This window comes from Streptomyces polygonati (assembly GCF_042650325.1).
In the GTDB taxonomy this organism is placed as follows: Bacteria; Actinomycetota; Actinomycetes; order Streptomycetales; family Streptomycetaceae; genus Actinacidiphila; species Actinacidiphila polygonati.
The window spans coordinates 802,736-823,558 of record NZ_JBHSBB010000010.1; the positions used below are offsets into that span (position 1 = coordinate 802,736).

At 71.6% G+C, this 20,823-nt stretch carries 17 protein-coding genes and 1 pseudogene; 6 read left to right on the forward strand and 12 right to left on the reverse strand.

Annotated features, from left to right (window positions below):
• Nucleotides 1-84 precede the first annotated feature (84 nt).
• Nucleotides 85-471, reverse strand: coding sequence for a winged helix-turn-helix transcriptional regulator (locus tag ACFO3J_RS16325; protein WP_386430099.1), 387 nt, complete (start codon nt 469-471; stop codon nt 85-87).
• A gap of 92 nt (nt 472-563) precedes the next feature.
• On the opposite strand from ACFO3J_RS16325, the gene ACFO3J_RS16330 reads away from it, so the two are divergent.
• Nucleotides 564-1,424: an SDR family oxidoreductase gene (locus ACFO3J_RS16330; RefSeq protein ID WP_386430100.1), complete on the forward strand. Its 861-nt coding sequence runs from the start codon at nt 564-566 to the stop codon at nt 1,422-1,424.
• Nucleotides 1,425-1,558: 134 nt separating this feature from the next.
• Nucleotides 1,559-2,566 (forward strand): EamA family transporter RarD, encoded by a 1,008-nt coding sequence (rarD, locus tag ACFO3J_RS16335; protein ID WP_386430241.1) that lies wholly within the window; start codon nt 1,559-1,561, stop codon nt 2,564-2,566.
• On the opposite strand, the gene ACFO3J_RS16340 is transcribed toward rarD, so the two are convergent.
• The 4 genes from ACFO3J_RS16340 to ACFO3J_RS16355 all read right to left on the reverse strand — a co-directional run bounded on the left by ACFO3J_RS16340 (nt 2,541) and on the right by ACFO3J_RS16355 (nt 7,064).
• Complete coding sequence (locus ACFO3J_RS16340) at nt 2,541-3,470, reverse strand: ABC transporter permease (protein ID WP_386430101.1); 930 nt, start codon at nt 3,468-3,470, stop codon at nt 2,541-2,543. The two genes, rarD and ACFO3J_RS16340, sit on opposite strands and share 26 nt — an antisense overlap.
• Entirely contained in the window at nt 3,457-4,404 is a 948-nt protein-coding gene (locus tag ACFO3J_RS16345; protein WP_386430102.1) for an ABC transporter ATP-binding protein, read from the reverse strand. The genes ACFO3J_RS16340 and ACFO3J_RS16345 overlap by 14 nt, the downstream gene beginning before the upstream one ends.
• Before the next feature lie 16 nt (nt 4,405-4,420).
• On the reverse strand, nt 4,421-5,686 hold the full coding sequence (locus ACFO3J_RS16350) for a LolA family protein (protein WP_386430103.1): 1,266 nt from the start codon (nt 5,684-5,686) through the stop codon (nt 4,421-4,423).
• A gap of 358 nt (nt 5,687-6,044) precedes the next feature.
• Nucleotides 6,045-7,064, reverse strand: a complete 1,020-nt coding sequence (locus tag ACFO3J_RS16355; protein WP_386430104.1) for a polyprenyl synthetase family protein — start codon at nt 7,062-7,064, stop codon at nt 6,045-6,047.
• Between the two features lie 495 nt (nt 7,065-7,559).
• On the opposite strand from ACFO3J_RS16355, the gene egtA reads away from it, so the two are divergent.
• The 4 genes and pseudogenes from egtA to egtD all read left to right on the forward strand — a co-directional run bounded on the left by egtA (nt 7,560) and on the right by egtD (nt 12,232).
• A complete protein-coding gene (gene egtA, locus ACFO3J_RS16360) occupies nt 7,560-8,804 on the forward strand; it encodes an ergothioneine biosynthesis glutamate--cysteine ligase EgtA (protein ID WP_386430105.1) in 1,245 nt (414 codons plus the stop codon).
• A gap of 117 nt (nt 8,805-8,921) precedes the next feature.
• Complete coding sequence (gene egtB / locus ACFO3J_RS16365) at nt 8,922-10,274, forward strand: ergothioneine biosynthesis protein EgtB (protein ID WP_386430106.1); 1,353 nt, start codon at nt 8,922-8,924, stop codon at nt 10,272-10,274.
• Nucleotides 10,274-10,918 (forward strand): annotated as a pseudogene (locus ACFO3J_RS16370) (hypothetical protein); the annotation flags it as partial. The gene egtB and the pseudogene ACFO3J_RS16370, both read left to right, overlap by 1 nt.
• A gap of 336 nt (nt 10,919-11,254) precedes the next feature.
• On the forward strand, nt 11,255-12,232 hold the full coding sequence (egtD, locus tag ACFO3J_RS16375; RefSeq protein ID WP_386430242.1) for an L-histidine N(alpha)-methyltransferase: 978 nt from the start codon (nt 11,255-11,257) through the stop codon (nt 12,230-12,232).
• Between the two features lie 82 nt (nt 12,233-12,314).
• Here the strand turns inward: egtD and nuoN are convergent, their stop codons facing one another.
• Genes nuoN through nuoH form a run of 7 tightly spaced genes read right to left on the reverse strand, consistent with a single transcriptional unit; the run spans nt 12,315 to nt 20,803 of the window.
• Nucleotides 12,315-13,982 carry an NADH-quinone oxidoreductase subunit NuoN gene (nuoN, locus tag ACFO3J_RS16380; RefSeq protein WP_386430107.1) on the reverse strand — a complete coding sequence of 556 codons (1,668 nt, stop codon included), beginning with the start codon at nt 13,980-13,982 and terminating at the stop codon, nt 12,315-12,317.
• Entirely contained in the window at nt 13,979-15,574 is a 1,596-nt protein-coding gene (locus ACFO3J_RS16385; protein WP_386430108.1) for an NADH-quinone oxidoreductase subunit M, read from the reverse strand. The genes nuoN and ACFO3J_RS16385 overlap by 4 nt, the downstream gene beginning before the upstream one ends.
• Before the next feature lie 6 nt (nt 15,575-15,580).
• A complete protein-coding gene (gene nuoL / locus ACFO3J_RS16390) occupies nt 15,581-17,527 on the reverse strand; it encodes an NADH-quinone oxidoreductase subunit L (protein ID WP_386430109.1) in 1,947 nt (648 codons plus the stop codon).
• Nucleotides 17,528-17,540: 13 nt separating this feature from the next.
• Nucleotides 17,541-17,840 carry an NADH-quinone oxidoreductase subunit NuoK gene (gene nuoK, locus ACFO3J_RS16395; protein ID WP_386430110.1) on the reverse strand — a complete coding sequence of 100 codons (300 nt, stop codon included), beginning with the start codon at nt 17,838-17,840 and terminating at the stop codon, nt 17,541-17,543.
• A complete protein-coding gene (locus ACFO3J_RS16400; RefSeq protein WP_386430243.1) occupies nt 17,837-18,730 on the reverse strand; it encodes an NADH-quinone oxidoreductase subunit J in 894 nt (297 codons plus the stop codon). The genes nuoK and ACFO3J_RS16400 overlap by 4 nt, the downstream gene beginning before the upstream one ends.
• On the reverse strand, nt 18,730-19,431 hold the full coding sequence (gene nuoI, locus ACFO3J_RS16405; protein WP_386430111.1) for an NADH-quinone oxidoreductase subunit NuoI: 702 nt from the start codon (nt 19,429-19,431) through the stop codon (nt 18,730-18,732). The genes ACFO3J_RS16400 and nuoI overlap by 1 nt, the downstream gene beginning before the upstream one ends.
• Nucleotides 19,424-20,803 carry an NADH-quinone oxidoreductase subunit NuoH gene (nuoH, locus tag ACFO3J_RS16410; protein WP_386430112.1) on the reverse strand — a complete coding sequence of 460 codons (1,380 nt, stop codon included), beginning with the start codon at nt 20,801-20,803 and terminating at the stop codon, nt 19,424-19,426. The genes nuoI and nuoH overlap by 8 nt, the downstream gene beginning before the upstream one ends.
• Nucleotides 20,804-20,823 lie beyond the last annotated feature (20 nt).

The window sequence follows — 20,823 nt, forward strand, 5'->3', positions numbered from 1 at the left end:
CCCTCGCAGCGGTAGCGGTAGCGGTGCCCGGCCCGGGCTTCCCGGACCGGGCACCGGCGCGTCCGGGACCTCTACCAGGGCAGGCTAGCCAGGCGTCCGCGCGTCGTACTCCTCGCGGGCGGCCAGCACCTGCGGTACGTGCTCCTCGGTCCAGCCGGCCAGCGCCCGGACCTGGCGGGCGGCCTGCTCGCCGAGCGGAGTGAGGTCGTAGTCGACATGCGGCGGGATGACCGGGCGGGCATGGCGGCCCACGAAACCGTCCCGCTCCAGGGTGCGGAGCGTCTGGGTGAGCATCTTCTCGCTCACCGCGATCTCGCTGACCTCGCTGATCTCCCGGCGCAGCTCGCCGAACCGGCGGCCGCCCTCCAGCAGCGCGGACAGGACGAGCACGCCCCAGCGGCTGGTCAGATGCTCCAGGACGGCCCGCTCCGGGCAGCTCACCCTCGGGGCGGCCTGCGTGCTTACCTTCATGTACGTACCCTACTCGAAGGTGGGTACTATCCTCTGGTTAGTGTGCGGGTTACGGTGGCAAGCCGTAGACCACCGCACCGTATGGAGCAGATATGAGCATCGTCGTCACCGGAGCCACCGGGCAGCTGGGCCGCCTGGTCATCGCGGACCTGCTGGCCCGCGGGACCGCGCCCGCGGAGATCGCCGCGGTGGTGCGGGACGCCGGCAAGGCCGCCGACCTCGCCGCCTCGGGCGTCGAACTGCGGGAGGCCGACTACAGCCGGCCGGAGACGCTGAAGGACGCCTTCCGGGCCGGTGACCGGGTGCTGTTCGTCTCGGGCAACGAGGTGGGCCTGCGGATCCCGCAGCACACCGCGGTGGTGGAGGCGGCCACCGCCGCCCAGGTCGCGCTGATCGTGTACACCGGGATCCTCGGCGGGCCGGACGCTGATCTCATACTGGCCGAGGAGCACAAGGCGACGGAGAAGCTGATCCTCGCCTCGAAGCTGCCCCATGTCTTCCTGCGCAACGGCTGGTACACCGAGGTCTACACCCAGAGTCTCGGCACGGTGCTGGAGCACGGCGCGGTGGTCGGCGCCGCGGGCGACGGCCGGATCGCCTCGGCCGCCCGCGCCGACTACGCCGCCGCGGCCGCGGCCGTGCTGACCTCGGAGGGCCACGAGGGCCGGGCCTACGAACTGAGCGGCGACGTGGCCTGGAGTCTGGCCGAGTACGCGGCGGTCGTCGGCGAGCTGACCGGCCGGGAGATCGCGTACCGCAATGTGAGCCCGCAGGAATACCTGGCGGTGCTGCTCGGCGCCGGCCTGCCGGAGGACTTCGCCGCCGTGCTGGTGGACGTGGACCGGGCCATCGGGCAGGGCCTGCTGGCCGGGACCAGCGGCGACCTCGCCCGGCTGATCGGCCGTCCGACCACGCCGGTGCGGGAGACGGTGGCCGCCGCGCTCAAGGGCTGACGGGGGTCGACTCCCCGGTCGCTCCGGCCGGCCTGTCATGACTGTCCTGTGGAACGGACATGACAGGCCGACCGGACCCCGCTACCGTCGGACCGGTCAGGGCACGGCCGGCGGTGGGCGAGGGGGGACCGGGGATGGGCGAGGAGCGCAGGGGTCTGGTGTACGGCTTCGCGGCCTACGGCCTGTGGGGCGCGTTCCCGCTCTACTGGCCGCTGTTGAAGCCGGCCGGCGCGATGGAGATCCTGGCCCACCGGATGGTGTGGTCGCTGATCGTGGTCGCCGTGATCCTGCTGGTGCGGCGGCGCTGGGCCTGGCTGGGCGAGCTGGTCCGGCAGCCGAAGCGCCTCGGCCTGGTCGCGACGGCGGCGGCCCTGGTGTCGGTCAACTGGGGCATGTACATATGGGGCGTCAATTCCGGCCATGTGGTCGAGACCGCCCTCGGTTACTTCATCAACCCGCTGGTGACGATCGCGCTGGGCGTCCTGGTGCTGCACGAGCGGCTGCGCCCCGTGCAGTGGGTGGCGGTGGGCATCGGCGCCGTCTCGGTGGCGGTGCTCACCATCGGCTACGGCCGGCTGCCCTGGATCGCGCTCACCCTCGCCTTCTCCTTCGGCGGCTACGGCCTGGTCAAGAAGAAGATCGCGATGGGCGGCCTGGAATCACTGGCCGCCGAGACCTCGGTGCAGTTCCTCCCGGCCCTGGCCTTCCTCCTCGTCCTCGGCGCCCGCGGTGACTCCACCTTCACCCACCACGGCCCCGGCCACGCCGCCCTGCTCGCCGCCTGCGGCCTGGTCACCGCCATCCCGCTGATCTTCTTCGGCATGGCCGCGACCCGCCTCCCGCTCAGCACCATCGGCCTGATGCAGTACACCGCCCCGATCCTCCAGTTCCTGCTCGGCATCCTCTACTTCCACGAGCACATGCCCGCCGAACGCTGGGCCGGCTTCCTCCTGGTCTGGTCCGCCCTCGTCCTCCTCACCTGGGACGCCCTCCGCACCGCCCACCGCACCCACGCCGCCCTGGCAGCGGCGGCGGCGACCCCCGCGCCGGAGTCACCGCCGGCGGCGCCCGGACCAGCAGCGACCGAGGCGGCGGCGGCCGACGCGGCGCCCTCGCTTACGCCCCGACGTCCCGGGTGGTGAAGCGGGCCCAGGCGGCGGAGCCGAAGACGGCCGCGTAGGTGGCCTGGAGGGCGAGGTTCTTGGTGATGGCGGGCCATGGGACGGGGTCGCGGAGGATGTCGGCGAAGCTCAGCCAGTAGTGGGTGAAGAGGTAGGGCTGGACGGCGTGGAGCTGGGGGATGTTGTCGATGATCTGGAGGGTGATGAGGAGGCCGACCGTGGCGGCCATCGCGCCGATCGCGCTGTCGGTGAGGGTGGAGACGAAAAGGCCGAGGGCGGCCAGGCCGATGAGGGAGGCGGCGACCAGGAGGGCGATGAGCAGGGCGCGGAGGATGCCGGCGGACAGCGGGATGGTGGTGCCGGACAGGGTGGTGACGGGGCCGACGGGGAAGAGGGCGGAGCCCACGACGAGGCCGGACAGGGCCACCACGAGGGTGCCGGCCAGGCAGAAGACGAGGACCGCGGCGAATTTGGCCAGCAGCAGGCGGGTGCGGCCGGCCGGGGCGACCAGGAGATAGCGCAGGGTGCCGGTGGCGGCCTCGCCGGCCACCGCGTCGCCGGCCACGACGCCGATCGCCATCGGCAGGAAGAACGGCAGGGTGGCGGCGAGCGAGGCGAAGGTCAGGAACAGGCCATTGTTGCTGACCTGTTGGAGGAAGGCGGGGCCGTCACCGCCGCGGCCGGCCGAGCCGCCGTCGCCGGTCTCGACGCGGACCGCGACGCCGACCAGCAGCGGGACGCAGGCCAGGACCGCCAGCAGCGCCAGGGTGCGCCAGCGGCGGAAGACGGTGACCAGCTCGGACCGGAACAGGCCGAGCGTCCACCACAGCCGCGGGGTCCGTGCGGCGGTGCCGGCCCCGGCGGTACGGGGCTGTTCGCCGTCCGGCGCGGCGGCCGCGGCCGGTTCGAGTTCAGCCCGCGACATCGAAGCCCTCCCCGGTCAGGGCGACGAACGCGTCCTCCAGCGAGGCCCGTTCGAGGCCGAAGGCCCGGACCCGCACCCCGGCCGCGACCAGGGCCGCGTTCAGCTCGGCCAGGTCCGGCGGGTCCTCGGGCAGGGCGCCGGAAACGCGTTCGCCGACCGTGCTCAGATCCCGTACGCCGTGGGCCGCCAGCACCTGGGCCGCCCGCTCCGGGTCCGGGGTGCCGACCGCGAGCCGGCCGCGGGCGCCGGTGGACAGCTCGGCGACCGGGCCCTGGGTGATCAGCCGGCCGCGGGCCATCACGGCCGCGTGCGTGCAGACCTGCTCGATCTCGTCCAGCAGGTGCGAGGACAGGAAGACCGTGGTGCCGTCGGCGGCCAGTTCCCGGACCAGCGCGCGGATCTCCCGCATGCCCTGCGGGTCGAGGCCGTTGGTCGGCTCGTCCAGCACCAGCAGCTCGCGGGGCTGGAGCAGGGCGGCGGCCAGGCCGAGCCGCTGCTTCATGCCCAGCGAGTACGCCTTCGCCTTCTTGGCCGCGGCCCCCGTCAGTCCCACCCGGTCCAGCGCCGCCCCCACCCGGGCCTGCCGGGTGCGGGGGTCGGCGGTGGGGTCGGCGGAGTCGTAGCGCACCAGATTGTCGCGGCCGGACAGGAAGCCGTAGAGCGCCGGGCCCTCGATGAGCGCGCCGACCCTGGGGAGCACGGACCGGGCCGCGCCCGGCATCGGGAGGCCGAGCACGCGCGCGCTGCCCGCGGTCGGCGTGATCAGGCCCATCAGCATCCGGATCGTGGTCGTCTTCCCCGAGCCATTGGGTCCGAGGAAGCCAAAGACGCTGCCGCGCGGCACCCGCAGGTCCAGACCGTCCACGGCGGGAGTGCCGCGATAGCGCTTGGCCAGCCCGCGGGTCTCGATCACCACCTCGCCGTGCGTGTCCATCCGGCTCGCGTGCCCCCTACTTGGCGGTGTCGGCGGCGTTGGCCGCGTCGGTCAGCGCGGATTCCGTGACCGCGCCCGCGTAGAGCGTGCCGTCGTCGGTCAGCAGGGCGTTGACCAGGCGGGTGTGGAAGAGCGTGCCGGTGCCGTAGGAGCCGCTCACCTTGGTGCCGAAGCTGTCGAGCATCGACTGGGCGTCGGAGTCCTCGCCGCCCTTGGCGGGGAAGGACTTCGCGGTCGGGGACTTCGCGGCGCCGGACGGCAGGCCGCTCCCGGTCCTGATCACCGCGATCGAGTCCCAGCCCTTGCCGATGACATCGGGCGCGACATCGGGCGCGGCCTCGGCGAAGCCGGTGCCATGGCCGGATTGCGCCTTGCCGTTCGTCCCGCCTTCCGTCACCTTCACGCCCTTGCCGGGGGTGAAGGCGAAGGTGCTCGCGGCCGGCGCGGCGAAGCTCACCTTGGTGAAGCCGATGTCGAAGATGGCCTTGCCGCCGCCCTTGGGGCTGAGGGTGAACCGCAGCGGCACCCCCGTCCCGGCGTCCACCGCGATCCGGATGGCGCCGACGGTGGTGGTGTCCGCGTGCTGCGGGGTGATCAGCAGCTGATAGGCGCTGTGCCCGGCGACCCGGGCGGTGCCGTCCACGGTGATCGAGGCGGTGCCCTCGGCGGCCTTGAGGGCCTGCTGGGCGGCGGCCTGCGGGGTGGCGGGGAAGTCCTGCGGCTTTACGGTCCCGGCACCGGACCGCTGCGGGAGCGTCTGGTGATACGCCTGGTCGGACTCGCTGTCGTAGGCCCACAGCTGGTTTCCGTTGTGGATGACGCTGTATTCGGCGGCCGGCTCGATCAGGGACAGCTTCTGCCGGTCGGGGCCGTCGGCCGCCACATGCAGCTGGTGCGAGCCGATGAGCAGTTGGGTGATCTGGCTCTGCGGCGCGGCCGGTGAGCCGCCGGAGCCGAGGCCGGGCACACCGGAGGGCGCGGCGCCGCCGAGCAGACTGCCGCCGCCGGACAGCGCCGAGGGCAGACCGAGGTCGGCGGTGACCTTGACCGATCCGTCCACCGTCCGGGTGTCGGAGCCGGCGATCTTCGTCAGCAGCTGCTGCGCAGTGATCGAGGGGAGGGACGGGTCACCGGCGTCGGCCAGCGCCGGTACGAGGCTGATGGTGGCCACGGCGACGCCCGCCACCGCGACCGGCACGGCGTAACGTGCGGCCCTGCGCCTGCGGCCGGGTCCGCGCCCGGGCTCGTCGGCTTCCGGTCGTGCCGGTTGGATCGGTGCCATTGCGTTTCCTCCGTCATCAGCGGCGGTCGGCTGCCTCGCACGTGTCCACTCTCCGGGCCCATTGTCGCCCGGTCCGCCGTGGAGTGGTGTCCCCCATCCCATCAAACCGGCCGGTGCGGCACATCAGCCGACGGACCCAACCGAATGTACGCCCGGGGGATGACAGACCCCGAGGCCGTACGCGCCCGGGAGCAGGGTCGGGGCAGGGTTCCGCCCCGGATGCCCCCCGAGCGGGGCACGGCGGCCCCCCACCGGGTCTCAGGGCGTCCCGTGGAGGCTCGGTCGAGCCGTACGGCGTCACGGGGCTTCAGGGCGCTTCACGGCGTCTCACGGCGCGTCAGGAACCCCGGACGCCGGCTCAGGCGGTGCGGTGCACCACCGCGTCGCAGAGCCCGGCCAGCGCGTACTTGGCCGGATTGTCCGGCAGCGGCGCCAGTGCCGCCCGGGCCTCGTCGGCGTAGCGCACGGTGTCGCGGCGGGCCTGCTCCAGGGCGGGGTGGGCGCGCAGCAGTTCCAGCGCCTCGGCGTGCAGCGCGTCGTCGGTGAGATCGCCGTCCAGCAGCTCGTTGAGGCGGCGGTGGTCGGCCGGCACGCCGCCGGCGGCCTGCGCGTACAGGCGGCGGACGTGCAGCACCGGCAGGGTGGGGATGCCCTCCCGCAGGTCGGTGCCGGGCGTCTTGCCGGTCTCGTGGCCGTCGCCGGCGATGTCGAGTACGTCGTCGGCGAGTTGGAAGGCGGCGCCGATCCGCTCGCCGTACTGGGTGAGGATGTCGACCACCGGCTCGCCGGCGCCGGACATCATCGCGCCGAACCGCCCGGAGACCGCCATCAGCGAGCTGGTCTTGCCCGCGATGACCTCCAGGTAGTGGTCCAGCGGGTCGCGGCCGTCGCGCGGGCCGACGGTTTCCATGATCTGCCCGGTGACCAGCCGCTCGAAGGACTCGGCCTGGACCCGCACCGCCTCCGGCCCGAGGTCGGCCAGGATGTGCGAGGCGCGGGAGAAGAGGAAGTCGCCGGTCAGCACGGCCACCGAGTTGCCCCAGCGGGAGTTGGCGCTGGGGACGCCGCGGCGTACGTCGGCCTCGTCCATCACGTCGTCGTGGTAGAGGGTCGCCAGGTGCGTCAGCTCGACCACCACGGCGGAGGGCACGATCTTGGGCGCGTGCGGGTCGCCGAACTGGGCCCCGAGCATCACCAGGAGCGGCCGGAAGCGCTTGCCGCCGGCCTTGAGCAGATGCCGGGCCGTCTCGGTGATGAAGGGCACGTCGCTCTTGGTGGCCTCCAGCAGACCTTCCTCCACGGCCGCGAGACCGGCCTGGATGTCGGCCTCGAGGGCCTCGTCCCACACGCTCAGCCCGAAGGGCCCGACGACGGTCACGAGGGGTACTCCTGTCGCTGATCTGGCATCTGGCGAGGTTCATGCGCGTTCATATGACGATCCGGACGACGATCCTGCTGGCGATCCCGCCGGCCGTCCCGCTGACGATCCGGCGAAGATCTGGTGGCTCTGAGCTGTGTACGGAGGTCGCGCGGCTTACACCGGCAGCGTAGCCGGTCGACTGTGGATCACCGCCGGGGCATCGCCCTACACCAGGCCGTGGACGATCACCCCGCGTATAATCCCGATTACCTTATTTACCCGCTATGTCTCAGCCGAAAGGATGGCAGATGCGCCAGAACGGACGGCAGGGGATTGACCGCCGGAAGCGCGGGAATGATCCGGCTGGTTCGAACGCTTGACCCAGAACCGTTCACTATTCCGTAAGACCTTCCCGTAAGGGCGCCAACTAGACTCACCCCCGCACGATGTGACATGTCCTCGTTTCGGGAACGGAGACCCCGGGTCCCGAGCAGCCAGAGAGGAGGTGGACCGATGGCAGCGAACCTGCTGGAGGATGAGGCCGAAGCCCATGTGCGCGGCGTCTGTTTCAAGACCGGCCCGCCCGAACGGACGGGCGTGGAGTTGGAGTGGCTGGTCCAGGACCGCTCCGACCCGCATGAACTGATCTCCGTCGACCGGCTGGACGCGGCTCTCGCGCCGGTCGAGGCCCCGGGCGCACTGCCCCGGGGAGGCAGGCTCACCCGTGAGCCGGGCGGCCAGGTGGAGCTGAGCTCCCCGCCCGCCCCCACCCTCGCCGCATGTGTGGCGGCGACGGCGGAGGACCTCGCCGTACTGCGGCGGGCCGTGGAAAGCGCCGGTCTGGTCCTTGTCGGCCACGGTCTCGACCCCTATCGCGAACCGCCCCGTGTGCTCGACCATCCCCGCTACCGGGCGATGGAGCGCTTCTTCGACCGCGCTGGCCCCTGGGGCCGCACCATGATGCGGCGTACCGCCTCCCTCCAGGTCAATCTGGACTGCGGCGACGACACCGACGGCGTATCCGGCCACCGCTACCGCTGGGACCTGGTCCACCGGCTGGGCCCGGTGCTGGTCGCCGCCTTCGCCAACTCCCCGCTGAGCTTCGGCGGGCCCACCGGCTGGGTGTCCACCCGGCAGGCCAACTGGGCGCGGATGGACCCCGGGCGCACCCGCCAGCCCGGCTACGACCCCGACCCCGGCGCCTCCTGGGCGCGGTACGCGCTGGACGCCGAGCTGCTGTGCGTGCCGGGCGAGGAGTCCGAGGACTGGACCGCGCCGCCGGGGCTGACCTTCCGCGGCTGGCTGCGGGGGGCACCGGGGCTGCGGGCGCCCACCGCCGCGGATCTGGACTACCACCTGAGCACGCTGTTCCCGCCGGTGCGACCACGCGGCTGGCTGGAACTGCGGATGATCGACGCGCAGAACGACGACGACTGGATCGTGGTGACCGCCCTGACGGCGGCCCTGCTGGACGACCCGGTCGCCGCCGACGCGGCCTACGCGGCGACCGAGCCGCTGTGCCAGGACGGGGAGCCGATCCCCTCCGACGAGATATGGCGGCGCGCCGCCCGGATCGGCCCCGCCGACCCGGATCTCGCCAAGGCCGCCCGGACCTGCTTCGCCGCGGCCGAGAGCGCGCTGGCGCGCTCCGGAGCGCCCGCGGCCCTGACCGGTGCGCTGACCGATTTCGCCGACCGCTATCCCGACCGCGGCCGATGCCCGGCCCATGACCTGTTGGACGCGCTCAGCCGCGCTTGATCCTCCGGAAGGCATGTCGTGAACCACCCTCACAGCCTGAGCAACAGTGCTGCCCCGAATGGCGCCACTTCTGACGCTTCCGTCCCTTCAGCATCCCCCGACTCCTCAGCCCCGGCCGTGACCGGTCCGGCCGGCCACCCGTTCGACGCGCCGACCGCCGCCCGGGCGGCGCTGGAGACCGCCCGGCGCCGGACCATGGCGCTGACCGATCCGGTCACCGACGCCGATCTGATCGCCCAGCACTCCCCGCTGATGTCCCCGCTGGTCTGGGACCTGGCCCACATAGGCAACCAGGAGGAGCTGTGGCTGGTCCGCGAGGCCGGCCGCCGCCCGGGGCTGCGTCCCGACCTCGACACCCTCTACGACGCCTTCCAGCACCCGCGCGCCGACCGCCCCGCGCTGCCGCTGCTCGGCCCGGCCGAGGCGCGCGACTACGTCAAGGCGGTCCGCGCCGAGACCTGGGAGGTGCTCGACGCCACCGACACCTCCGCCGACCGGCCGGAGCGCCTGCTGGCCGACGGCTTCGTGTTCGGCATGCTCGCCCAGCACGAGCAGCAGCACGACGAGACGATGCTGGCCACCCATCAGCTCCGCACCGGCCCGGCCGTGCTGGACGCGCCCGCGCCGCCGCCCGCGCCGGCCGACGCGGCCACGCTGCCGCGCGAGGTCCTGGTCCCGGCCGGCCGCTTCACCATGGGCACCAGCACCGAGCCGTGGGCGCTGGACAATGAGCGGCCGGGGCATGAGGTGGACGTCGCCGCCTTCTGGCTGGACACCGTGCCGGTCACCAACGGCGCCTACCAGGAGTTCATAGCCGCCGGGGGCTACCGCGACCCGCGCTGGTGGACGCCCGAGGGGTGGCGGCACGTCCAGCAGACCGGTCTGGAGGCCCCGCTGTTCTGGTCCCGGGACACCGGGGGCGGCTGGACCCGGCGGCGTTTCGGCCATGTCGAAGCGGTGCCCGCCGAGGAGCCGGTGCTGCACGTGTGCTGGTACGAGGCGGACGCGTACGCCCGCTGGGCCGGCCGGCGGCTGCCGACCGAGGCGGAATGGGAGAAGGCGGCCCGGTACGACCCGGCGACCGGCCGGTCCCGGCGCTATCCCTGGGGCGACGCCGAGCCCGGCCCCGAGCACGCCAACCTCGGCTCGCGCCACCTCCAGCCCTCCCCCGCGGGCAGCTACCCGGCCGGTGCGGCGCCCAGCGGGGCCCGGCAGCTGATCGGCGACGTCTGGGAGTGGACGTCCTCGGACTTCGACCCCTACCCGGGCTTCGCCCCCTTCCCCTACAAGGAGTACTCCGACGTCTTCTTCGGCCCGGACTACAAGGTGCTGCGCGGCGGCGCCTTCGGGGTCGACCCGGTGGCATGCCGGGGCACCTTCCGCAACTGGGACTACCCCATCCGGCGGCAGATCTTCGCCGGCTTCCGCACCGCGCGGGACGCCTCCGGCGAGGACGGCGGTCGGGCCTGATGTGCCGCCACCTCGCCTATCTGGGCCCGCCGGTGCCGCTGAGCCGGGTGCTCACCGAGCCGGCCCACAGCCTGTACGAGCAGTCGTGGCGGCCGGCCAGGCAGCGGTACGGGACGGTGAACGCGGACGGCTTCGGGGTCGGCTGGTACCCGGAGGAGGCGCCGCCGGACACCACAGCGGCTGCGGGCACGGGCGCGGGAGCGGCGGCCCCGGAGCACGTCGCGGACCGGGCCCCGGCCCCCCTCCCGGACGAGGGCGAGGCCGGGTTCCCGCTGCCCGGCCGCTACCGCCGGGCGGTCCCCATCTGGGCGGACGCCAACTTCCCCGAGCTGGCCCGGACGATCCGCAGCGGCGCGGTGCTGGCCGCCGTCCGCTCGGCCACCGCCGGCACCACCCAGGACGAGTCGGCGGCGGCCCCCTTCCGGGACGGCCGCTGGCTGTTCAGCCACAACGGCGCGGTCCCGGACTGGACACGGCTGCCCACCGCCCTCACCGCAGCCGAGGTGCTGGACCTGGAGACGCACAGTGACTCCGCGCTGCTGTGGGCGTTGATCACCCGGCGGCTGCGGCAGGGCGAGTCACCGGGCGGCGCCCTGTCCGCGGTGGTCCGCGAGGTCGCGGCGGCCCGGCCGGCCGCGCGGCTGAATCTGCTGCTCACCGACGGCCGTACGATCGCCGCCACCGCGTGGGGGGACACCTTGTGGTATCGGACCGGGCCCGGTACGACGCTGGTCGCCTCCGAGCCGGACGGTGCCGCCGACCGGGTGACGGCCCCGGCGACCGATCGCGCGGCGGACGACGCGACGGCCGCCGAAACGACGGGCACCATGACCAGGGGGGTGGCCGGTGACCTGACCGACCCCGCGTCCCAGGGCGTGTGGCGGGAAGTCCCCGACCACTCGCTGCTGCTGGCCACCACGGCCGGCGTACGGATCATCCCGCTGCGCTCCCCGCGCCCCCACCGCAAGGAACCGCGCCCCATGAACGAGAGCCGCCTCACCCTCGACGACCGACTGCCCGCCGACTACTTCAGCAGCACGCTGCGCGCCGATGTGCTGCGCGGCCTGACCACCACCCCGCGCACCCTGCCGCCGAAGTGGTTCTACGACAAGCGCGGCAGCGACCTCTTCGAGCAGATCACCCGGTTGCCGGAGTACTACCCGACCCGGGCCGAACAGGAGATCCTCACCCGCCGCGCCCCGGAGATCGCCACCCTCACCCGGGCGGCCACCCTGATCGAGCTGGGCTCCGGCTCCTCGCGCAAGACCCGGCTGCTGCTCGACGCCCTCACCGCCGGCGGCACACTGCGCCGGTACGCGCCCCTCGACGTCAGCGCCAGCGCCCTGGCGGAGGCCGGGCGGGCGATCTGCCGCGACTACCCGGACCTGGAGGTCGCGGCCACCGTCGCCGACTTCGAGACCGACCTCGCGCTGTCCGACGAACCCGGCCCGCGCCTGCTGGCCTTCCTCGGCAGCACGATCGGCAACTTCGACGCCGATCAGCGCATCGCCTTCTACCGCACCCTGTCGCGCGCCCTCAGCGGCGACGACATGCTGCTGCTCGGCGCCGACCTGGTCAAGGACCGGGACGTCCTGGTCCGCGCCTACGACGACGCGGCCGGTGTCACCGCCGAGTTCAACAAGAACGTCCTGCACGTGCTCAACCGCGAACTCGGCGCCGACTTCGACCCGGACGCCTTCGACCATGTGGCCGTATGGAACGCCGACTTCGAACGCGTCGAGATGCGGCTGCGCGCCCGCGCCGCCCAGACCGCCAAGATCCGCGACCTCGACCTCACCGTCGACTTCGCCCCCGGCGAGGATCTGCGCACCGAGATCTCCTGCAAATTCCGCCGCGAAACCCTCACCGCCGAACTCCGCGAGGGCGGCTTCACCCTCCGCCACTGGTGGACCGACCCCGCCACCCGCTTCGCCCTCCTGCTGGCGGTGCCCAACTAGACGGACTGCCCGGGGCCTCCTCCGGGAAGGGAGGAGGCCCCGGGCAGTGCGGTCGTGCGCGGGAGGGACCGGCGGACACCGCCTAGCGGACGAAGACGCTCGCCTTGTCCGCCAGGTCGAGGAAATACTGCGGGGCCAGGCCCAGCACCAGGGTGACGGCGACGCCTATGGCGATGGCCGTCGAGGTGAGGGGGCTGGGGACCGCGACCGAGGGGCCGTCGGCCTTCGGCTCGCTGAAGAACATCAGGACGATCACGCGGATGTAGAAGAAGGCCGCGACCGCCGAGGAGATCACGCCGACGATGACCAGCGGCATCGCCCCGCCCTGCGCCGCCGCCTTGAAGACCGCGAACTTCCCGGCGAAGCCGGAGGTCAGCGGGATACCGGCGAAGGCCAGCAGGAAGACCGCGAAGACCGCGGCGACCAGCGGGGAGCGGCGGCCGAGGCCCGCCCAGCGGGACAGGTGGGTGGCCTCGCCGTTCGCGTCGCGGACCAGTGTCACCACCGCGAAGGCGCCCAGCGTCACGAAGGAGTACGCCGCCAGGTAGAACAGCACAGACGAGACGCCGTCCGGGCTGGTGGCGATGACACCCGCCAGGATGAAGCCGGCGTGGGCGATCGAGGAGTACGCCAGCAGCCGCTTGACGTCGGTCTGGGTCACCGCGATGATCGCGCCGGCCAGCATGGTGAGGATGGCGACCGCCCACATGACGGGCCGCCAGTCCCAGCGCATGCCGGGCAGCACCACGTACAGCAGCCGCAGCAGCGCGCCGAACGCGGCGACCTTGGTGGCGGCGGCCATGAAGCCGGTCACCGGAGTCGGGGCGCCCTGGTAGACGTCGGGCGTCCACATGTGGAAGGGGACCGCGCCGACCTTGAAGAGCAGGCCCATCACGACCATCGCCAGGCCGATCAGCAGCAGCGCGTCGTTGCCGGTGGTGTTGCTCAGGGCCGGCGTCATCTTGGCGGTGCCGTCGATCACCGAGGAGATGGTGGAGTACGACACCGAGCCGGCGTAGCCGTAGAGCAGCGCGATGCCGAACAGCAGGAACGCCGAGGAGAAGGCGCCGAGCAGGAAGTACTTGACGGCCGCTTCCTGGGACATCAGCCGGTTGCGCCGGGCCAGCGCGCACAGGATGTAGAGCGGCAGCGAGAAGACCTCAAGGGCGACGAAGAGGGTCAGCAGGTCGTTCGCGGCCGGGAAGACCAGCATGCCGCCGACCGCGAAGAGCAGCAGCGGGAAGACCTCGGTGGACGCGAAACCGGCCCGGACGGCCGCCTTCTCGTGCTCACCGCCGGGTACCGCCGAGCCCTGCGCGGCGAAGGAGTCGACGTGCCGGCCGTGCGCCTTCGGGTCGAGCCGGCGCTCGGCGAAGGTGAAGACCGCCACGATCGCCACCAGCAGGATCGTGCCCTGGAGGAAGAGCGCGGGCCCGTCCACCGCGACCGCGCCCATCGCCGCGATGTGCGCCTTGGTGGTGCCGTAGCCCTTCTCGGCCAGCGCGACCACCGCCGCGAAGGCGGCGGCCAGGCCGACCACCGCGAGCACCACCTGGGCGGTGTAGCGGGACTTCCTCGGCAGGAACGCCTCGAAGAGGATGCCGAGCATGGCCACCCCGAGGACGATCAGGACCGGGGAGAGCTGGGCGTACTCGATCTTCGGAGCCGGGATCTTGTCCGTCACGGGGGCCGCCGTCGTCCACAGGCTGTGGACGACGCTCCCCGGGGCGGCGGATGCGGGTGCGCTCACTTCTTCGCCTCCAGCGCGGGCTTGGGGTCGGTCTTGTGCACGTCGGAGAGCGTGTGCTGGACGGACGGGTTGACGATGTCCGTCACCGGTTTCGGGTACACGCCGAGGAAGAACAGCAGCGCGATCAGCGGTGCCACCACCAGGACTTCACGTGCCCTGAGGTCCGCCATGCCCTCGATGCCGGCCTTTATCGGACCGGTCATCGTCCGCTGGTAGAGCACCAGGACGTACAGGGCGGCCAGCACGATGCCGAGCGTGGCGATGATGCCCAGCACCGGATAGCGGCTGAAGGTGCCGACCAGGACGAGGAACTCACTGACGAACGGCGCCAGTCCCGGCAGCGACAAGGTCGCCAGACCGCCGATCATGAAGGTGCCGGCCAGCACCGGGGCCACCTTCTGCACACCGCCGAAGTCCGCGATGAGCCGCGAACCGCGCCGGGTGATCAGGAAGCCGGCCACCAGCATCAGCGCGGCCGTGGAGATGCCGTGGTTGACCATGTAGAGCGTGGCGCCGCTCTGGCCCTGGCTGGTCATCGCGAAGATGCCCAGCACGATGAAGCCGAAGTGCGACACCGACGCGTAGGCGATCAGCCGCTTGATGTCCCGCTGGCCGACGGCGAGCAGCGCTCCGTAGACGATGCTGATCACCGCCAGCACCAGGATCACCGGTGTCGCCCACTTGGACGCCTCCGGGAAGAGCTGGAGGCAGAAGCGCAGCATCGCGAAGGTGCCGACCTTGTCGACCACCGCGGTGATCAGTACGGCCACCGGCGCCGTCGACTCGCCCATCGCGTTGGGCAGCCAGGTGTGCAGCGGCCACAGCGGGGCCTTCACCGCGAAGGCGAAGAAGAAGCCCAGGAACAGCCAGCGTTCGGTGGAGGTCGCGAGCGTCAGCTTGCCCGAGGCTCGCGCCGACAGGATCTCCTGGAGGGAGAAGGTGCCGGTGCCGAGCTGCTTGGCGGTGGCGGCGTAGAGGCCGATGATCGCGGCCAGCATGATCAGACCGCCGGCCAGGTTGTACAGCAGGAACTTGACCGCCGCGTACGACCGCTGCCGGGCCGCCTCCTCCTCGCCGCCCGCGTGCGCGCGGTCGCCGAAGCCGCCGATGAGGAAGTACATCGGGATCAGCATGGCTTCGAAGAAGATGTAGAAGAGGAAGACGTCGGTGGACTCGAAGGAGAGCACCACCATCGCCTCGACCAGCAGGATCAGCGCGAAGAAGCCCTGGGTGGGGCGCCAGCGGCGGTTCGGGTCGACGTCCTCCAGCGGGTCGGCGTCATGCCAGCCGGCCAGCATCACGAACGGGATGAGCAGCGCGGTGAGCGCGACCATCACGACCGCGATGCCGTCGACCCCGAGGTCGTAGCGCAGACCGAAGCTCTTCACCCAGGCGTGCGACTCGGCGAACTGGTAGCGGTCGCCGCCGGGGTGGAAGCGGATCATGGTGACGACCGCCAGCACCAGGGTGCCCAGCGAGAACAGCAGCGCCGTGTACTTGGCGGCGCCCCGCCGTGCGGCCGGCACCGCCGCGGTGACGACCGCGCCGACCGCCGGGAGGGCGGCCGTCACAGTGAGGATGGGGAACGACATGAGCTATCAGACCGCCCTCATGAGAAGAGTCGCGGCGACCAGCACCGCGGTGCCGCCGAGCATCGAGACGGCGTACGACCGTACGTAGCCGTTCTGCAGCTTGCGGAGGCGGCCGGAGAGGCCGCCGACCGTGGCGGCGGTGCCGTTGACGACGCCGTCGACCAGGGAGTGGTCGAGGTAGACCAGCGAGCGGGTGAGGTGCTCGCCGCCGCGGACCAGCACGACGTGGTTGAAGTCGTCCTGGAGCAGGTCCTTGCGGGCGGCCCGGGTGAGCAGGCTGCCGCGCGGCGCGACCGCGGGGACGGCCCGTCGCCCGTACATCAGCCAGGCGATCCCGACCCCGACGACCAGCACCACCATGGTGGCGGCGGTGACCGTGCCGGCGCTGACCGGCGAGTCGCCCTCGGTGTGCCCGGTGACCGGCTCCAGCCACTTCACGAAGGAGCTGTTGACGCTGAACAGGGCGCCGGCGAAGACCGATCCGAGGGCCAGCACGATCATCGGGATCGTCATCGAGGCGGGCGACTCGTGCGGGTGCGGGGCGCTGTGGGCGTCGCCGGCCGCGGCCGGTTCGGCGCCGGGTGCGTCGGGCGACGGCGTCTCGGCCCAGCGCTCCTTGCCGAAGAACGTCATCAGCATCACCCGGGTCATGTAGAACGCGGTGATCGCCGCGCCCAGCAGGCCCGCCGCGCCGAGGATCCAGCCCTCGGTGCCGCCCTTGGCGAAGGCGGCCTCGATGATCTTGTCCTTGGAGAAGAAGCCCGACAGGCCGGGGAAGCCGATGATCGCCAGATAGCCGAGGCCGAAGGTGATGAAGGTGACCGGCATGTACTTGCGCAGGCCGCCGTACCGCCGCATGTCGACCTCGTCGTTCATGCCGTGCATCACCGAGCCGGCGCCGAGGAACAGCCCGGCCTTGAAGAAGCCGTGGGTGACCAGGTGCATGATCGCGAAGACATAGCCGATCGGGCCGAGCCCGGCCGCCATGATCATGTAGCCGATCTGCGACATCGTCGAGCCGGCCAGCGCCTTCTTGATGTCGTCCTTGGCGCAACCGACGATGGCACCGTAGAGGAGCGTGACCGCGCCGACGGTGACGACCGCGGTCTGCGCGTCCGGCGCCGCGTTGAAGATCGCGCCGGACCTGGTGATGAGGTAGACGCCCGCGGTCACCATGGTGGCGGCGTGGATCAGGGCCGAGACCGGGGTCGGGCCCTCCATCGCGTCGCCGAGCCAGGACTGCAGCGGCACCTGCGCCGACTTGCCGCAGGCGGCGAGCAGCAGCATGAAGCCGATACCGGTGATGGTCGCGTGCTGCGAGCCGGCCGCGTCGGCCGCCCGCGGCAGTACGTCCCCGAAGGCGAACGAGCCGAAGGTGGTGAACATCAGCATGATGGCCACCGACAGCCCGATGTCGCCGACCCGGTTGACCAGGAAGGCCTTCTTCGCCGCGGTCGCCGCGCTGGGCTTGTGCTGCCAGAAGCCGATCAGCAGGTACGAGGCCAGGCCGACACCCTCCCAGCCCGCGTACAGCAGCAGGTAGTTGTCGGCCAGCACCAGCAGCAGCATCGCCGCGAGGAAGAGGTTGAGGTAGCCGAAGAACCGGCGGCGCCGCTCGTCCTCCTTCATGTAGCCGATCGAGTAGATGTGGATCAGCGTGCCCACACCGGTGATCAGCAGCACGAACGTCATCGACAGCTGGTCCAGCTGGAAGCCGACGTCGGCCCGGAAGCCCTCCACGGGCACCCAGGTGAACAGGTGCGCGTGCAGGGCGCGGGCGTCGGTGGCCTTGCCGAGCATGTCGGTGAACAGGATGGCGCCGAACACGAAGGACAGCAGGGCCAGCGCGGTGCCGAGCAGATGGCCGACGCGGTCGAGACGGCGACCGCCGGTCAGCAGCACGGCCGCGCCCAGCAGCGGTGCCGCGACCACCAGTCCGATCAGGGTTTCCACTGTCGCAGCCCCTCTACAGCTTCATCAGATTGGCGTCGTCGACCGAGGCCGAGTGGCGCGAACGGAAGATCGACACGATGATCGCCAGCCCCACCACGACCTCGGCCGCGGCGACCACCATCGTGAAGAAGGCGATCACCTGGCCGTCGAGGTTGCCGTGCAGCCGGGAGAAGGTGACGAACGCCAGGTTGCAGGCGTTCAGCATCAACTCGATGCACATGAAGACCACGATCGCGTTCTTCCGGATCAGTACTCCGGCCGCGCCGATGGTGAACAGCAGCGCTGCCAGGTAGAGATAGTTGGCCGGATTCACTTGGCACCCTCCTCGGCCCGTTCGGCGGCCCGTGAAGCGGCCCGTTCGGCGGCCCGTGCGTCCAGGTCGAGCGCCGGGTGGTCCGGCTCCCGCTCCAGCCACTCGCCGGAGCGCTGCTCCAGGGCGGCCAGCCGGCGCATCGCGTCGCCGGACACATCGCGGATCTGGCCGCGGCCGCGCAGCGTGGAGCTGACCGACAGCTCGGAGATCGAGCCGTCCGGCAGTAGCGCCGGGATGTCGACCGCGTTGTGCCGGGCGTAGGTGCCGGGCGCGGGCAGCGGGGTGACCTGCTGGCCGGACCGCACCCGGGCCTCGGACAGCTCGCGCTGGGTGCTGCGCTCCTCGGTGCGTTCCCGGTGGGTGAGCACCATCGCGCCGACCGCCGCGGTGATCAGCAGGGCGCCGGTGATCTCGAACGCCCAGACGTACTGGGTGAAGATCAGCTTGGCGAGTCCCTGCACATTGCCGCCGGCCGCGGCGTCCGCCTGGCCGGTCCCGGTGAAGGAGTGCAGCGAGGCGTTGGAGATACCGGCGATCAGCAGGATGCCGAAGCCGAGGCCGCACAGCGCGGCCATCCAGCGCTGCCCCTTGAGGGTCTCCTTGAGGGAGTCGGCCGCGGTGATGCCGACCAGCATGACCACGAACAGGAACAGCATCATGATCGCGCCGGTGTAGACGACGATCTGGACGATGCCCAGGAAGTAGGCGCCCTGGGCGAGGTAGAACACCGCCAGCACGATCATCGTGCCGGCCAGCGACAGCGCGCTGTGCACCGACTTCTTCATCAGTACGGTGCCGAGCGCGCCGATGACGGCGACCGTGCCGAGCACCCAGAACTGGACGGCTTCTCCGGTGGAGGTCTGCGAGGCGGCCGCGGCCGCGAGCTGCATCATGCCTCCACCCCCGATCCGGCGGGAACGGAGCCGCCGGGGGCGACCGGCCCGGCCGGCTCCGACCGCCCGTCCGGGCCGGCGGGCACCTGGGCGTCACCGTCGGCACCGGGCACCGGAACCGCGAAGGCGGCCGCGGCTTCCTCCGGCTGCTCGCCCTTGGACAGCGCCACCTGCCGCACCGTGCCCGGCGCCGCCTCGGTGACCGCGCCGCGGTAGTAGTCGCCGTCGTCCATGCCCGGGAAGATCGAGTGCGGCGAGTCGACCATGCCCTCTTCGAGCCCGGAGAGCAGCTGCTCCTTGGTGAAGATCAGCGACTCGCGGCTGCTGTCGGCGAGTTCGTACTCATTGGTCATCGTGAGCGCCCGGGTCGGGCACGCCTCGATGCACAGGCCGCACAGGATGCAGCGGGCGTAGTTGATCTGGTAGACGCGGCCGTAGCGCTCACCCGGGGAGTAGCGCTCCTCCTCGGTGTTGTCCGCGCCCTCCACGTAGATCGCGTCGGCCGGGCAGGCCCAGGCGCACAACTCGCAGCCGATGCACTTCTCCAGGCCGTCCGGGTGCCGGTTGAGCTGGTGGCGCCCGTGGAAGCGTGGTGCGGTCGGCTTCTTGTACTCCGGGTACTGCTCGGTGAGCCGCTTCTTGAACATGGCCTTGAAGGTCACGCCGAAGCCTGCGACCGGGCCGAGGAACTCAGGCATCGCCGTCCTCCTTCTTCTCCGTCTGGGCGGCATCCGGGTCGGATGGACCGGCCGCGCCCACGAGTTGGGGCTGCGCCCGGCTGGGGCGCCGGGGCACCCGCTCCGCCTCCTGTCCCGGCAGCGGCGGTACGGGGTAGCCGCCGGCCATCGGGTCGAACCGCTCCGGGGGCGCGAGCGCGCCGCCTTCGGCCCTCCGCTTCTGCTCGCCGTCCCGGAACAGGTCCACGAGCAGCGAGATCAGCAGCAGCGCGAGGACCGCGCCGCCGATGTAGAGGACGATCCTGGTGAAGTCGTAATTCTCGTTGCGCATCGCGCGGACGGCGGCGACCAGCATCAGCCAGACCATCGAGACCGGGATGAGCACCTTCCAGCCGAGCTTCATCAGCTGGTCGTAGCGGACCCGGGGCAGGGTGCCGCGCAGCCAGATGAAGAAGAACAGCAGCAGCTGGACCTTGATGACGAACCAGAGCATCGGCCACCAGCCGTGGTTCGCGCCCTCCCAGAAGGTGGACACCGGCCAGGGCGCGCGCCAGCCGCCGAGGAAGAGGGTGGTGGCGACCGCCGAGACGGTCACCATGTTGACGTACTCGGCGAGCATGAACAGCGCGAACTTGATCGAGCTGTACTCGGTGTTGAAGCCGCCGACCAGGTCGCCCTCGGACTCGGGCATGTCGAAGGGGGCGCGGTTGGTCTCGCCGATCATCGTGAAGATGTAGACCAGGAACGACACCGGCAGCAGGATGACGTACCAGCGGTCGTGCTGCGCCGCGACGATGGTCGAGGTCGACATCGAGCCGGAGTAGAGGAACACCGCCGCGAAGGACAGGCCCATCGCGATCTCGTAGGAGATCATCTGCGCCGACGCGCGCAGGCCGCCGAGCAGCGGGTACGTGGAGCCGGACGACCAGCCGGCCAGCACGATGCCGTAGATGCCGACCGAGGCCGTGGCCAGGATGAAGAGGATGCCGATCGGCAGGTCGGTGAGCTGCAAGGCGGTGCGCTGGCCGAAGATGGAGACCTCGTTGTCGGCCGGGCCGAACGGGATGACCGCGAAGGACATGAAGGCGGGGATCGCCGCGATGACCGGCGCGAGGATGAACACCACCTTGTCCGCGCGCTTGACGGTGAGGTCTTCCTTGAGCATCAGCTTGATGCCGTCGGCCAGCGACTGGAGCATGCCCCAGGGGCCGTGCCGGTTGGGGCCGATGCGCAGCTGCATCCAGGCGACGACCTTGCGCTCCCACACGATGGAGAACAGCACGGTCAGCATCGCGAAGGCGAAGCAGAAGACGGCCTTGATGACGATCAGCCACCAGGTGTCGTTCCCGAAGAACGACAGGTTCTCGGTGGTGGCCGCGAGCGATGCGCTCATGACTGTGCCTCCGCACCCTT

Bases quoted from the DNA above. Each gene is read 5' to 3' on its own strand.
- ACFO3J_RS16330 (WP_386430100.1), top strand. From the start codon at position 564: ATGAGCATCGTCGTCACCGGAGCCACCGGGCAGCTGGGCCGCCTGGTC.
- egtA (WP_386430105.1), top strand. From the start codon at position 7,560: ATGGCAGCGAACCTGCTGGAGGATGAGGCCGAAGCCCATGTGCGCGGC.
- nuoH (WP_386430112.1), bottom strand. From the start codon at position 20,803: ATGAGCGCATCGCTCGCGGCCACCACCGAGAACCTGTCGTTCTTCGGG.
- rarD (WP_386430241.1), top strand. From the start codon at position 1,559: ATGGGCGAGGAGCGCAGGGGTCTGGTGTACGGCTTCGCGGCCTACGGC.
- nuoI (WP_386430111.1), bottom strand. From the start codon at position 19,431: ATGCCTGAGTTCCTCGGCCCGGTCGCAGGCTTCGGCGTGACCTTCAAG.
- ACFO3J_RS16345 (WP_386430102.1), bottom strand. From the start codon at position 4,404: ATGGACACGCACGGCGAGGTGGTGATCGAGACCCGCGGGCTGGCCAAG.
- ACFO3J_RS16400 (WP_386430243.1), bottom strand. From the start codon at position 18,730: ATGCAGCTCGCGGCCGCGGCCGCCTCGCAGACCTCCACCGGAGAAGCC.
- ACFO3J_RS16385 (WP_386430108.1), bottom strand. From the start codon at position 15,574: ATGTCGTTCCCCATCCTCACTGTGACGGCCGCCCTCCCGGCGGTCGGC.
- egtD (WP_386430242.1), top strand. From the start codon at position 11,255: ATGAACGAGAGCCGCCTCACCCTCGACGACCGACTGCCCGCCGACTAC.
- ACFO3J_RS16350 (WP_386430103.1), bottom strand. From the start codon at position 5,686: ATGGCACCGATCCAACCGGCACGACCGGAAGCCGACGAGCCCGGGCGC.
- ACFO3J_RS16325 (WP_386430099.1), bottom strand. From the start codon at position 471: ATGAAGGTAAGCACGCAGGCCGCCCCGAGGGTGAGCTGCCCGGAGCGG.
- ACFO3J_RS16340 (WP_386430101.1), bottom strand. From the start codon at position 3,470: ATGTCGCGGGCTGAACTCGAACCGGCCGCGGCCGCCGCGCCGGACGGC.